At 69.4% G+C, this 13,654-nt stretch carries 9 protein-coding genes and 2 pseudogenes; 5 read left to right on the top strand and 6 right to left on the bottom strand.

The genetic code is table 11. The features are described from left to right. Positions 1–108: 108 nt before the first annotated feature. The 4 genes and pseudogenes from BR98_RS03980 to BR98_RS03965 all read right to left on the bottom strand — a co-directional run. A pseudogene (locus BR98_RS03980) lies at positions 109–303 on the bottom strand (ArsR/SmtB family transcription factor); the annotation flags it as partial. 265 nt (positions 304–568) lie between these two features. Then, positions 569–1,093, bottom strand: a complete 525-nt coding sequence (locus BR98_RS03975; RefSeq protein ID WP_035840108.1) for a ricin-type beta-trefoil lectin domain protein — start codon at positions 1,091–1,093, stop codon at positions 569–571. 497 nt (positions 1,094–1,590) lie between these two features. Further along, positions 1,591–1,920: pseudogene (locus BR98_RS37435) on the bottom strand (transposase); the annotation flags it as partial. Continuing rightward, positions 1,856–2,812, bottom strand: a complete 957-nt coding sequence (locus BR98_RS03965) for a transposase (RefSeq protein WP_232247230.1) — start codon at positions 2,810–2,812, stop codon at positions 1,856–1,858. The gene BR98_RS03965 and the pseudogene BR98_RS37435, both read right to left, overlap by 65 nt. 236 nt (positions 2,813–3,048) lie before the next feature. Here BR98_RS03965 and BR98_RS03960 point away from each other — a divergent pair, with 236 nt between their 5' ends. Next, entirely contained in the window at positions 3,049–3,390 is a 342-nt protein-coding gene (locus BR98_RS03960) for a DUF5713 family protein (protein ID WP_035840103.1), read from the top strand. A gap of 25 nt (positions 3,391–3,415) precedes the next feature. Here the strand turns inward: BR98_RS03960 and BR98_RS37430 are convergent. Then, positions 3,416–4,290 (bottom strand): IS5 family transposase gene (locus BR98_RS37430; RefSeq protein ID WP_407639412.1). Its coding sequence is split into 2 segments (ribosomal slippage): positions 3,416–3,898 and positions 3,901–4,290, totalling 873 coding nucleotides; the frame shifts between segments, so codons are not numbered across the junction. A gap of 453 nt (positions 4,291–4,743) precedes the next feature. Here BR98_RS37430 and BR98_RS03945 point away from each other — a divergent pair. The 4 genes from BR98_RS03945 (at position 4,744) to BR98_RS03930 (ending at position 11,250) form a co-directional block, all read left to right on the top strand. Then, positions 4,744–6,393 (top strand): S53 family peptidase, encoded by a 1,650-nt coding sequence (locus BR98_RS03945; RefSeq protein WP_051969591.1) that lies wholly within the window; start codon positions 4,744–4,746, stop codon positions 6,391–6,393. Between the two features lie 857 nt (positions 6,394–7,250). Next, a complete protein-coding gene (locus BR98_RS03940) occupies positions 7,251–7,700 on the top strand; it encodes a sortase domain-containing protein (protein WP_051969281.1) in 450 nt (149 codons plus the stop codon). Positions 7,701–7,703: 3 nt separating this feature from the next. Continuing rightward, complete coding sequence (locus BR98_RS03935) at positions 7,704–9,872, top strand: ArnT family glycosyltransferase (protein WP_083975949.1); 2,169 nt, start codon at positions 7,704–7,706, stop codon at positions 9,870–9,872. 76 nt (positions 9,873–9,948) lie between these two features. Next, positions 9,949–11,250: a hypothetical protein gene (locus tag BR98_RS03930; protein ID WP_035840097.1), complete on the top strand. Its 1,302-nt coding sequence runs from the start codon at positions 9,949–9,951 to the stop codon at positions 11,248–11,250. A gap of 249 nt (positions 11,251–11,499) precedes the next feature. Here BR98_RS03930 and BR98_RS03925 read toward each other — a convergent pair whose 3' ends face one another. After that, the gene (locus BR98_RS03925; RefSeq protein ID WP_157537376.1) at positions 11,500–13,329 is read right to left on the bottom strand and encodes a sensor domain-containing diguanylate cyclase; all 1,830 of its coding nucleotides are present in this window, start codon (positions 13,327–13,329) and stop codon (positions 11,500–11,502) included. Positions 13,330–13,654 lie beyond the last annotated feature (325 nt).

Raw genomic sequence — 13,654 nt, 5'->3', positions numbered from 1 at the left:
TGAACCACGAGTACGCATCGCCTTTCGCGAGAGTGCCGGCCACCACGATCACACGCGGGCAGGGCGCTCCATCCACTGCCGGGTGCGGGCGCCGGCCACTCGGCCCTGGATGTCGCAGACGCAGGCCTCGCCGGCGGGGTGGGAGGCGACGCGGGAGAGAAGGCGCAGGCGGACCGGCCCGGAGAGGGCTTTGAAACGGGCGGCGAGGACCTCGGCGTCGTCCTCGGAGAGGGCCGCGCTGGTGACCGGCGGGCACCAGGGGATGCCGGCGTCGGTCGAGCGGAGGTCCTGGAGGTTCGGCATGGGGCTCTCTCGGCGGGGGGTGTTCGGCGGAAGCCGACGGCTCGCCATGTATGCCAGATCGAACTCGGTCCGCGGACCGTGGGCGACGCAACTTGTGCGCCGTCATGTGACACCGGCTGATTGACCGTCAGGACCGGAACGGATGGCACGATGCGCACCCCATCGGGAGGTTCGCTTGGCGAACCTCCCGCAGAGCGGAGATCGGCCTCCCGGAAGGCCGAACGGGGCTGACCGTTCTCAGATCACCTTGCCCCGCGCCGACCTGTCAGACGGTGTCCTTGACCTTGATCTGACCGCTGTCGATGACGAAGTCTTGGTTGCCGAAGCCGGGGCTCTGGCACTGCCAGATCTTGGCCCGGTCCCCGTTGTTGCGGGATCCACCCACGTCCAGGCACATCTCCCGGCCGGTTCCGATGGTGTCCTTGACCTTGATCTGGCCCCTGTCGATGACGAAGTCTTGGTTGCCGAAGCCGGGGCTCTGGCACTGCCAGATCTTGGCCCGGTCCCCGTTGTTGCGGGATCCACCCACGTCCAGGCACATCTCCCGGCCGGTTCCGATGGTGTCCTTGACCTTGATCTGACCGCTGTCGATGACGAAGTCTTGGTTGCCGAAGCCGGGGCTCTGGCACTGCCAGATCTTGACCCCGTCGCCGTTGTTGCGGGATCCACCCACGTCCAGGCACATGGTGTTGGCAGCCGCGCGGGGCGCGGCAACGGCAGCCACGGGCGCCGCCACGGCGATCAGGCCGGCGGCGGCCAGGGCGGCGAGCGCGGTAGTGGAACGGGACATGATGTACCTCCGTAAGTGCACCGACGGATGTCGGCTCTCGGTGGGGTGGCCGGGCGTGGGGAGGCCTGCCGGAAGGCGCAGTCGGCATACCTGCCTGGCATAGGCAACGCTCGCAGCCGGCAGCTGAAACACGCCCGGGTACGAACTACATTCACCCCATGGGGCGACATATGGTTTGAAACCCGAGCACCACCTGGGCAGGAGACCGGAGCGAGGCGGCTGAGCGACTCTTCACGGGTGCGACGGCGCTCAGCCACCCTTGCCTGCGTCCTTCTCGTGTATCGGGCGCAGGCCCCAGGCAGGTCGAGAAGAACGCGCCGCCGTCCAGTCACGAGCTGCGCAGGAGGCCCTGCCTTCATGCCCCGGCAGTCGGAGGATCGCACCGACCGGGACGGTGCCAAGGGCTCGCGTTCGACCACCACGCGAACTGGCCGGAACACAATGACGTCTTAGGCGTCCGTGCTCAAGTCCTCAGTGTCAAGGTCCCAAGTTCAGACCTGCAGAAACCCGGTGTCGTCGACGATCAGCACGCCGCCGGGATCCGCCAGGTGCTCGACGACATAGTCGCGCATGTCGTCGAGCACCCCGTCGGCGTCCCAGTCGATGCGGTTCAGCAGCCGCTGGATCCGGTCCGGGCCGCCGTGGCCGGCTTCCTTGGCCACCGTCCACCCGTTCTTGCGATCCAACGGCGCCAGCAGGCCACGCATGTAGGCCAGTGCTGAATCCCGCGACTCGCTCCGCGCGAACCGATGCGCAAACCGCTCATGCAACCCGGCCGGCCCGTCCGACCAGCGACGAGCATCGACCTTGGATATGTCCCCACCCATGAACAGCCCAACGAGCGAACCCAACAACCGTCGCGGTAAGCACCGTTGCAGTACTAGCTTGACTCTGTCGGGGATCTTGGATGACCAAGCTCAAGTGCCTAGGGATCGCCAGGACTTCGGCCGGGGGATGTCGTTGTCGTCCAGGAAGGTCTCCCCCTACGACACCGTAGTTCTGCACGAGGATCTGCCGCAGCGCCTCGGCCTGCGGGCCGGGCCGGTAGCCCGGTCCGTGCCGGCGAAGGTGTTCCAGCAGGCGGCAGGCGTCGTCGCCGGCGGCGAGGATCCTGGTCTTGGGCCGAGTGGGGTTCTTGCCCAGGCGGACCGGGCGGCCGTAGCGGCGGCCCCACTCCTCGTCGACCAGGCCGGTCAGCAGGTGCGAAGCGGTCCGGGCCACTTCTTCCAGCGCGGCACGGACGGCCTCGGTGACCAGTTCCAGCCGGGTCAGGTCCCGCACCGCGGCCAGGACATGGGTGGAGTCGGTGCGCTGCGTGGTGCGCTCGCGCACGAGTCCGGCCTCCTTCAGGCGTGCGAGTGCCAGGTCGAGGAGGCGGTCGGCGCGGTTGTCCAGGGTCAGGCGCTCGCGGAAGTCGGCCAGCACGCTGTGGTGGAAGCCGGGATCGTCCAGTTCCATGGCCAGGGCGTACTTGAAGTCGATGCGGCAGCGCACCGCTTCGGCCGCTTGCCGGTCCGACAGACCGAGTAGGAACTGCAGCACGCTGACGGTGGCCAGTTGGGCGGGCGAGATGCCGGGGCGTCCGTCGCGCGGGTACCAGCCCGCGAAGTCCTCGTCACGCCACAGCCCGTCCAGCCTGTCTCTGACCCACATCGCTGTCGTCCCGCCCGGGTTGCTCGCCCGCGCGATCTGCGCGGTCAGAGAGGGGAACTTGCTCACCGGAACGGGGGCGGAGCGACAACTGACACCTCGACAACTACACGGTCTTCGATCCGCCCCGAGCATGCCCGCTGATCACGCCAGCACACCGGGAGACTCCAAGATCCCCGACAGAGTCAAGGGCCTGCTGCGAAAGTGCTGGTCACGGATGGTCTGGCAGGCATGGACGCCGTCGTGTCAGTGGTGTCATGCATGATCGGCGCGTCAGTTCATCTGGAAGGATGGGGGTAGGGGCCGTGCCGATCACGAACCAGCAGGTGGCAGGGCACGCTTTTCTGCGCGAGATGTACGAGGACTCGTACTTCCCCGATCATGTTGTAGATCAGGGCAGGGCGATTCTGCTGCGACTGTGCGAGCGGATCGAGGCTGAGCAGCCGTCGGATCTGCAGGCCCTGTATGCGCTCACCCGGGCCGCAACAGAGGAGTTCAACCTGCTGGAAGCCGAGTTCGAGGCTGCTGGAAGTGAGATCGAGACGGTCGCGCGCGAGTGGATCGGCGATGAGTTCTGGTTCGTCGCGTTGGCGTACGGGTTCCCGGACGCAGACGGAGAGGCGCTCATCGCTGGCCGGGACTGGTGAGCGGGACTGGCAGGCACTGCGTCGGTCAGAGCCACTCGTTGATGGCTGCGACCAGCACGGTGGCCTCGTAACGCACGGCCAGCTTGTCGTATCTCGTGGCCACCGCCCGGTGCCGTTTCAGGCGGTTGATCCCGCACTCCACCGCGTGGCGCTCCTTGTAGTCCTCCTTGTCGAAGGCCGGTGGACGGCCGCCCCGAGAGCCGAGCTTCTTGCGGTTGCGGACCTGGTCGGCCTTCTCCGGGATGGTGCACTCGATCCTGCGTCTGCGCAGGTAGGAGCGGTTGGCGCGCGAGCCGTAGGCTTTGTCGGCCCGAACCTTGTCCGGCTTGGTCCGTGGCCGTCCCGGCCCGGTGCGCGGGACGCGGATGCGTTCGAGGACGGGCTGGAATTGCGGGCTGTCGTGCCGGTGCCCGGCGGTGATCAGCAACGACAGCGGCTTCTGCCCCTGCTCGGTCGCGAGGTGGATCTTCGTGGTCAGGCCGCCGCGGGAGCGTCCGAGCCCGTGGTCCTCGGGCTCGGTGTCGAGCCCGCCGGGCGGCTCGCGCTGCAGTTCCCTTTTTTACACGCGCCGGCGGCGTGCTGGTGGGCACGGCAGACGGTCGAGTCCACGCTCACGTCCCAGGTGATGAGGCCCTGCGCGTCGGCCTGGACCTGCAGTTGCTCCAGGATCTGCTTCCAGGTGCCGTCGCGCTGCCAGCGGCGAAACAGGTCGTAGACCCGGTCCCACGGACCGTAGCGCTCGGGGACGTCGCGCCACGGTGTGCCCGCGCGGGTCCGCCACCGTATCCCGTCGATCAACTGCTGACGTGTCCACGTCCGCGGCCGGCCCGCCTTCTTCCCCACCGGCAGCAGCGGCTCCAGCCGTGCCCACTGCCGGTCCGTCAGATCCCCTCGCGCCACACCATGATCATCGCAACTCAAGATCACTCTCGCGACAGACCCTCGTGTGATCCCTTGAGCACCGGCCCTGAACGGACGCTGGGGGCATCGGCGGACCAGAGCACACAGCCAGGCCGGGCCCTCGCCATGCTGGCGACAAGCCGACTGTCGCACCGTCATATCCATCACCCCTGCGGGGTCAGTCCTCTCCTCCGGATGGCCCCATTCGCCGTTGCGGCAGGCCGGCTCGCCCTCTCCTATCGGGAGAGCTCTCGTCGCAAGGCTGGTGACCGCCCCGAGGAACGCGGTGCCGGCGCTCTCGTGTTCACCCGCGGTGGATCCTGGCGGGGCGCCGCTCCTCTCGAACCGGCCGCCCGCTTCTCGGTCCACCCCCACAGGAGGGAGACGGAATTGACCGCCCCACTACAGACAGCTGTGCTGAGACGGTGGCTGCGCGCGCTCGCCGCGGCCACCATGGTTGTCCTCGGCGCTTCCCCCGCCGCTGCGGCCCCGCCCGCCGAAGCGCAACTTCCCCCGGATTCCCATCACTTCAGACACCTGTGCGCCGCGCCCACGCAGCCCAGGGCGGTGCGCTGCCACGCGCTGGTGCGCACCGACCTGCCTCACCCGGTCCGGACACCCGATGTCGTTCCCTTCGGCTACGGCCCCTCGGACCTGCGCAGCGCCTACAACCTGCCCGCCACTGCGGGCGCAGGGGCGATCGTGGCCGTCGTCGACGCCTTCGACGACCCCAATGCCGCAGCCGACCTGGCGGTCTACCGCGCGCAGTATGCGCTGCCCTCCTGCACCACCGCGAACGGCTGCTTCAGCAAGGTCAACGAGAACGGCTCGCCGTCGCCGCTGCCCGCTGCGGACACCGGCTGGGCGGGCGAGACGTCGCTGGACCTGGACATGGTCAGTGCGATCTGCCCGAACTGCAAGATCCTTCTGGTGGAGGCCGACAGCACCTCACTCAGCGACCTGGGCGCGGCGGTGAACACCGCGGTGCGGCTCGGGGCCAGGTACGTGTCGAACAGTTACGGCGGCTCCGAGAACTCATTCGACTCCACGTTCGACGGCCAGTACTTCAACCACCCGGGCGTGGCGATCACCGCATCGGCCGGGGACTCCGGCTACGGCGTGGAATACCCGGCGGCGTCCAGGTACGTCACCGCCGTCGGCGGGACCTCGCTCATCCGCTCCGCCACCACCCGCGGCTGGAGCGAGACGGTCTGGGGCGCGCCCGCCGGCGGCGTCGGCACGGGATCGGGCTGCTCGACCTACGACGCCAAGCCGACCTGGCAGAGCGACAGCGGCTGCTCCTCGCGCACCGTGGCCGACGTCTCCGCCATCGCGGACCCGGCGACCGGAGTGGCGGCGTACGACACGTACGGCGCACCCGGCTGGCAGGTCTACGGCGGCACCAGCGTCTCGGCCCCGATCATCGCCGGGGTGTACGCGTTGGCCGGCACGCCGGTCACGGGCAGCTACCCGGCGGCCTACCCGTATGCCCACCCGGGCTCACTGTACGACGTGACCATCGGCGCCAACGGCGCCTGCGGCAGCTACCTGTGCACAGCCCGAACCGGCTACGACGGCCCGACCGGACTGGGCACTCCCCACGGCACCTCCGCCTTCACCGCCGCCGCCACCTCGCCGTGCCCGGCCCAACAACTGCTCGGCAACCCGGGCTTCGAGAACGACACCGCACCCTGGACGGCCACCCCGGGAGTGATCGACAACTCGCCCAGCGAACCCCCGCACTCCGGCTCCTGGAAGGCCTGGCTCGACGGCTACGGCACCACCCACACCGACACGCTGGCCCAGCAGGTGTCGATCCCGCCCGCGTGCACCACGGCGAACCTGTCCTTCTGGCTGCACATCAACACCGTCGAGACCGCCGCCAGCGCCCACGACACCCTCAACGTCCAGGTCCTCAACGGCGCCACCACCACGACCCTGGCCAGCTACTCCAACCTCAACGCTGCTCCCGGCTACACCCTGTGGTCCTTCAACCTGGCCCCCTACATCGGCAAGACGATCGCACTGAGAATCACCGGCACCGAGAACTCCACCCTGCAGACCAGCTTCGTCATCGACGACACGGCCCTGAACGTGTTCTGACCATCCGTCAGGCGGCGCGGCGCCCGCCCTTGGCCGCCGCGCCGCGTCGGGCCGTTGGCCAGGTCGCGCGTGTGGATCAACGGGGTCGTGATTGCCGCCGTAGCCGTTCGCTGTCTGATCCCCATGAGGCGTTCCTCTCTGTCGCTGCCAGTGCGGGGACATTCTTCGGACCCGACCTACGACACGGCGCATGACATGCGCACCGGGCAGGGTTTCATTCTTCGGGCCATCTGGCTGATCCCGTGGCGCCAATCGGGCGACCAGACGTCAGGCAACTACCGGTGACGTGTCTTTGAGGGTGTCGGCCACAACGGCAGGGCAGCCAGCGGACGGCTACCGGGCGGAGTGGGTGGTCGGCGGCCGTGGCGACGCGGTCCTGCACGTCGCCTTCGGTCCCAACCGCTGGTGGCACCGGGCCCTCGCCCTGGTCCTGCTGTGCGTGGCATCAATGCCGGCGCCCGCACGCCGGCTTCTCACCGCGAAAGGGCGAGCTCTCACCACCCGCATCCGCACACCCCGCGCCGCAGCGCACCAGGTGAAACCCGCCGGAGGCCTCCGATGACTCTTCCCCTCGCCGACCGTCCGTCGATCAAGAGCTGCGAATACGCCGCCGCCGCCCCAGCCCTGCTATGGCCCGGCCGATGACGGCCCCGCACGCGAGGCAACCAGGCGGCGGGAACCTCGCACCCCACCCGCCGCTGCGCGGCGCCACCTGTGGTGGGCAGGCCCCGCCGCACTGCTCATCTGCACTCCGCCCCTCGCCTTGTCAGCGCTCCTGCTCTGGGTGCAGTTCGGCCCCACACAGACAAGCCGCCCGCGGCCCCCAACCCACCCGCGGCGCGAAGCGTCAAGGAAGGGTGGACGCCCGGACCGTCCTCGACACCGGCGCGGTGGGACACCAAGAGGACACCCAACTCCCGGGTGTCACAGGCAAGTTCGGCCTCACAGGCCACCGGAACACACACGGGGAACCCTTCCGGCACCTCAACGAGCTGCAACCCGGCGACACGGTTCAGGTCGAGACGGCCCAGGCCTCGTACACCTACATCCCGGACCGGGAGCTGCCGCAGACCGACGACGACAACTACACGGTGCTGGACCCGGTAGCGGCCCAGGCCGGCTACACCCGCCCGGGACAGTACCTGACCCTGACCACCTGCACCCCGGAGTTCACCTCCCGCTACCGGCTCATCTGGTGGGGACATCTGGACCGAACGAGATCAACGGCGAAGCAGAGCCCTGGCATACGGCTTGCCCTCCACCAAGAAGTCGCCCAGGAATTCCCGAAATCGAGCCCGAAAGTGTGAACCATGTCGACACCCGTGCTGGACGCGGCTCCCGGGACCGAGGCCGCCCCGACCCGGTTCGCCCGCCTGCACCGCCGCTGGCTCCTCCTGCACCGCGCGCCCTGGCGCTCCCCGCAGGACCAGCCCGCATACGCCCGACCCGCGCTGCTCGCCGTCGCCGCCCTCGCCACCGTGCTCTACACCTGGCGCATCGGCCACAGCCACTACCACCCGTTCTACGCCGACGCGGCCCGCAGCATGACGCAGAGCTGGAAAGCCTTCCTCTTCGGCTCCTTCGACCCCGCGAACACCATCACCATGGACAAGCTGCCCGGCTTCCTGTGGCCCCAGGCACTGTGCGCGCGGATCTTCGGCTTCCACCCGTGGGCACTCACCCTGCCCCAGGCGATCGAAGGCACACTCTGCGTCCTGGTTCTCTACCGGGTGGTGCGCCGCTGGGCGGGAGCCAACGCGGGCCTGCTCGCGGCCACCGCCTTCACCCTGACACCCGTGGTCGCAGGCCTGTTCCGAACCGCGGTCGAGGACCCCGTGTTCACCCTGCTGCTCCTGCTGGCAGCCGATGCCACCTGGCAGGCCGCACGCAACGCGCGACTGCGCCCGCTCCTGCTGGCCGGCCTCTGGGTGGGGCTGGCCTTCCAGGCCAAGATGCTGGAGGCATGGGCGGTACTGCCCGCGCTCGGCGCAACCTACCTGCTCGCCGCCCCCACCGCCTGGCGGCGCAGATGGGCGCATGTCGCGCTGGCGGGCGCGGTGACGGTGGCCATCTCGGCGTCCTGGATCCTGCTGGTGACCGTGGTGCCCGCACAGGACCGTCCCTACGTGGACGGCACCACGAACAACTCGGCGCTCAGCATGGTGGTGGGCTACAACTTCCTCAACCGCTTCTCCTCCGTTGGCCTGAGCGCCGGCGGCACCGGCAGCGTGAGCGCGGTGCGCGGCGGCCAGGGCGCAGCGAGTGCCCAGCAGGACCCCCGCGAGCACAGCGGCGCGGCGACCGGCTCCGCCGCCGGCCCCTCGCGACAACACCCGCCCGGCGCAGCGCCGGCCACGAAGCCAAGCGGCACACGCGCCTACGGCGCCGGGCCCGCCGGCGACGACGGCTGGAACAAGATGTTCAGCTCGCAGTTCGCCTCGCAGACCGGGTGGCTCTACCCGCTGGCCGCGCTGGCCGCGCTCTGCGCGCTCATCTGGCGCCGACGCGAACCGCGTACCGACGCGCTGCGCGCCGGCTTCGTGCTCTGGGGCACCTGGCTGGCGGTGTTCTTCCTGGTGTTCAGCGCCGGCAGCGTCGGCGGCCACAGCTACTACATGGGCGTGATCGCCGCCGCGCTCGCGGCACTGACCGGCGCAGGAACAGCCCTGCTGTGGCGCGCCTACAAGGCGGGCGGGCGACGGGCCTGGGCGCTGCCGACGGCGATCGCCGCCACGGTGGTCTGGTGTTCGCTGCTGACATGGAGGTTCCCATCCTTCCTGCCATGGCTGGCACCGGCCACCATCGCCCTGGGCCTGGTCGCGCTCGCCCTGCTGGTGTGGGCCAGGCCCGGGCACCTGCCCGCACGGCGCTGCGCATCGGCCGGGCTGCTGGCGGGCATCGCCGCGATGCTGCTCGCGCCGGCCGCCTGGGCGGCCTCGGTCCTGAACCCGGCCTTGGGCAACCCCGGCATGGGGACCGTCGGCCCAGCGGCACAACACTTCGCGGCCGCGTGGGCATCCGGGCCGGAGCGACTCGACGAGAACCCCAAGCCCTTCACAGACAGCTCACCGCGCCTGACGACCCAACAGCAGGCGCTGTACGACTACCTGCAGGCACACCGCGGCACGGCCCGCTACCTGTTCGCCGCTTCCAGCTGGACCGGCGCCTCGCCCTACATCCTCGCCAAGGGCCAGGACGTGCTGCCGATGGGCGGCTTCAGCGGCCAAGTCCCCTCCCCAAGCCTGGCGCAGGTCCAATCCCTCATCACCCAAGGCAAACTGCGCTACGTCCAGGTCGGCGGGCCGCGCGGCGAAAGCGGGTCCAACGGGCCGACCGCCGGGATCCAGGCCTGGGTGCGCACCACCTGCGCACTGGTAGCGCCCGACCGCTACGGCGCCCCGGCGACCGGCAACGGTGCACCGGCGGAAGGCGGCGCGCCCGAAGCGGAGCAGCTCTACGACTGCGCGGCCACGACGTGAGCGTCTCCGTGCGCCGTTCGACTACGCAAAACAGCCGGATCCTCTGACCTGAAGTCACCAGCCGAAGGGTGTGCCCGTGCACGTCGTATCCAGCCGAACCCGCCTGACCAGGGCCATCTTGGCGATCTGCGGCACATCCGCGCTGCTCGCCCCCTGCGCCGTGGCCGGCTCCAGCGCCGCTGTCGCCGAGGAGCCTGCTGCCGCGAGCGTCACCTCCGACAGGGGCGGGGTCATCACCGTGACGACCGCCAAGGTCGGCGCACCCGGCAATCCCGCGGTGGGCGTCGTCCCGTTCACGGACGCCGTCTACCGGTCATGCGCCGACGCCCCCAAGACATCGAGCAACTGCCTGATGGTCGGCGGTGTCAGTTACCCCTACCAGGTCGGGCAGCTCGAAGTCACCGTCCAGCAGTGGGTGGCGTTCCTGAACACGGCCGATCCCACAGGCCGCGATCCCCACGGTCTCTACGACGAGACAGAGAGCTCCTCGCAGTGGCCCAAGTACGGCCAGATCAACTTCTCCGCCGACGCCCGCCCCGGCCGCCACTACTCGGTGGCGTATCCGCAGTGGGCCGACAAGCCCTACGGATTCGCGAACTTCCTTCGGGCAGCGCGATTCGTCAACTCGCTCTACAACGGTCGACTGATCTCCAAGCAGACCAGCCACAAGGGCAGCTTCAACTACGTCAGTTACCAGGTCGAACTGTCGGCGCGAACCGAAAGCGGGATGTACGACCTCGCCCGCCCGGACACGACCAGGACCCACGATTCCGGCTTCGTCCTGCCGAGCCAGGACGAGTGGATCAAGGCGGCCTACTACGACCCGAACGGCGGCGGGACCTACTCCTACTGGAAGTACCCCACCAATCCGGGAGTCTTCGGCGACGGTGACGCAACCGCCCCCAACCCCACCGTCCTCAACCCCACCACCGGAGACGTCACCAACGCGGCGACCCAACCACTGGCCTCCTACCACGCCGGCGGCAAGCCGGCACCGAACTGGTGCCCGGGCCAGGTGGCGCCCGAGACCTGCTCCACCGTCAACCCGCTCGGGCTGGACCCCATCGCCTACGCCGAGCTCTACCAGGGCAGCCTCGCCACGGTCGGCCAGAGCAGGACCCCCTCGCCCTGGGGCACCTTCGACCAGGGTGGCAACGCGGTCGAGTGGACCGACACGATCACAGCACCCCCGTTCGGACGCAACTCCGTGCGGGTCTGGCGGCGGTTGCACGGGGGAATCTCCAACGCGTCGGCCTACCAGATGTGGCCCTCGGCGGTCGGACTTCAGCCCCAGGACAACGTGTTCTACAACCACACCTATCCGTGGCTGGGCATCCGGATCGCAGTGATCGGCGACCTGGAGCCCGGCAGGCCCTGAGCGAAGACAGCTCAGTGCCCCTTCCCCCAGCCTTCGGCCGGGGGAAGGGGCAGGGGGAGCTGTTCATTCGGCACACGCGCGGCCGGGATCCCCGTGCTTCACGAGAGAGTGTTCCTGGCCTTGATGTAGCCGCGCTGCACCACCCACTTCTGGTTGGTGTTGGTGCTCCCGCAGGTCCAGATGAAGACGTTGTCGTGGTTGTTGCGGGTGTTGCCGATGTCCAGGCGCAGCGCTGAGCTTCTGCTCCGATCAGGGCGGCCATGGGCCTGGGCCGGTCATGGCAGGTCTCCATGACTTGATACGGCCCTTGCCCGAGGCTTTGGCGCCGTACATAGCAAGATCGGCATTGTGCATGAGCTCCTCGGCCGTGATGCCTGGGGTGGCGATGGCGATGCCGATCGAGGCGGCCACTGCGGTGTTGAGACCGCCGATCCGGTACGGCTGGGACAGGGTGGACAGCAGCCGCTGGGCCACTTCCCAGGCCCGCGCCTCGCACAAGCCGGCCGCTCCCTCGAGCAGCGCCGCGAACTCGTCGCCGCCCAGCCGGGCAACGGTGCCCCCAGCCCCCACCGCGCCCCTCAGCCGACGTGCCACCTGGACCAGCAGCTCATCGCCTGCCGCATGCCCGGCCGAGTCGTTGACTTCCTTGAATCCGTCCAAGTCCACGAAAAGCACCGCAGGCGGATCGCCGTGCGCCGAGCTCTTCGCCAACCCGTGAGCCACCCGGTCGGCGAACAGTACGCGGTTGGGCAACCCGGTCAGCGCGTCGTGGAACGCCAGGTGTTCCAATCGTGCCTGCAACGCCACCCGCTCACTCACATCCCGGCTGTTGACGACGAATCCGGCGGGGTGCCGGGCGATCGTCGACTCGATGTCACGCCACCGGCCGTCCGCCGCCCGGACCCTGCAGGAGAGCGGGTCCACGAGGTCGCCGGCCGCCTCGCCGGTCTCGCTCAAACGCTCAGCTGCCCGTCTCACCCTCCTCCGGTCGTCCGGATGGACAAGCCGAGCCCAGCCGGTGCCGAGCAGGTCCTCAGGCCGGTAGCCGAACACCCGGCGCGCGGCGGGGCTGACGTAGCACAGGGCGCCGTCGTGTCCGGCGATCGCAATCACGTCGCTCGATCCCTGCACCAGCTGGCGGAAGTGCTCCTCCTGGACGGCCAACTCCCGTGTCAGGTGCAGGTTGTAGGCCTGGGTGACCCCCTGGCGCACGCACAGCGCCAGCAGCACCGAAGCACCCACCGCCAGCACAACCACGTCCGGCCGGCGGCCGGAGAACACATGCGCCGTCACGCCGAATGCGCAGACGACGGCAGGGACGAACGCTGCCATCACGCCCCGCACCGCGGGTGTCCCGCCGTCGGCCCCCAGGACGCTGCCACCTCCGGGCATCCACGGTGCTGCAGCGATGACGAGCAGCCCGGTCATCCGACACGCCTGCGTGAGGAGACCGATGGAAAGGCCGCACGGCCCCGGGTGGCACAGACTCAGCACCTCGCTCAGCGTCAGCAGGGCGAGCCCGGCCCCCGCGACGGTGACGGTGGCCCGCTCGCCGGGCCGCACCGAGAACTGCAACCCCACCAGCAAGCCCAGCAACAGGATGTCAGTGAACACTCGCCCGAACACGGACACCGCTGTCAGCGTGCCGCCCGCCGACGCGGCCCGCTGCAACCCCAGCACACTGCCCAGTGTGAACAGCGAACCTGCGACCATCCCCCCATCCAGCAGCCGACGCAACCACATCAGCTGGCCGGTGCCGCTGTCCGCCGCGAGAACCATCCCGGCCACCGCGAACGCGGCGGCAACCAGCACCCCGGGCGCGGCCACCATCCGGCACAGCAGATGCAGGACACCTCCGGACGGGAGCCGTGACACGGCAAACTGACGGGCAGCCACCTCCTGCAGGCACCCGGCGGCTGCCGCTGCGCCGAACAGCAGCAGCCGGACCCTGACCCGCCCCGAGACCACCCGTGCACGAGCCAGCAACGAGACCGCCTCCAACCCCTGCGCGGCTGGCACACCCGCATCAGCCATGACCCCGGGCAGGTCCGCCGACCACCAGCCCACGAATGCGACCACCGCGCCACCGACACACGCAACTGCCAGGGCGGTACCCGCAGCGAGCAGCCAGAGGCACTCCACAGGGACCCCCCAACGGTGTCCCGGGCCCCTCCGCCGCATGACAAACCCGACCACTGGTGCCTCCCTGAGCGCTATGCCCCACAACAGATCACCATGGAGGTGTCTACCGTGTATCCGGACATAGGATGACCAATTCACCTGAATGGAGGACCCGCCCACCCGGAGGGAATGGCACCGGCCACCTGTGGGAGCAGGGCGGTGTCGTTCAGAGGTTTTGTCCGGCTGGATGCCGGTTCAGGTGGCGTGCGGGGCAGCGTAGTTA

This window comes from Kitasatospora azatica KCTC 9699, assembly GCF_000744785.1.
Taxonomy (GTDB): Bacteria; Actinomycetota; Actinomycetes; order Streptomycetales; family Streptomycetaceae; genus Kitasatospora; species Kitasatospora azatica.
The sequence above is the reverse complement of the archived record's forward strand: the minus strand, read 5'-3'. Positions and strand labels throughout refer to the sequence as shown.

Bases quoted from the DNA above. Each gene is read 5' to 3' on its own strand.
- BR98_RS03935 (WP_083975949.1), top strand. From the start codon at position 7,704: ATGTCGACACCCGTGCTGGACGCGGCTCCCGGGACCGAGGCCGCCCCG.
- BR98_RS03975 (WP_035840108.1), bottom strand. From the start codon at position 1,093: ATGTCCCGTTCCACTACCGCGCTCGCCGCCCTGGCCGCCGCCGGCCTG.
- BR98_RS03945 (WP_051969591.1), top strand. From the start codon at position 4,744: ATGGTTGTCCTCGGCGCTTCCCCCGCCGCTGCGGCCCCGCCCGCCGAA.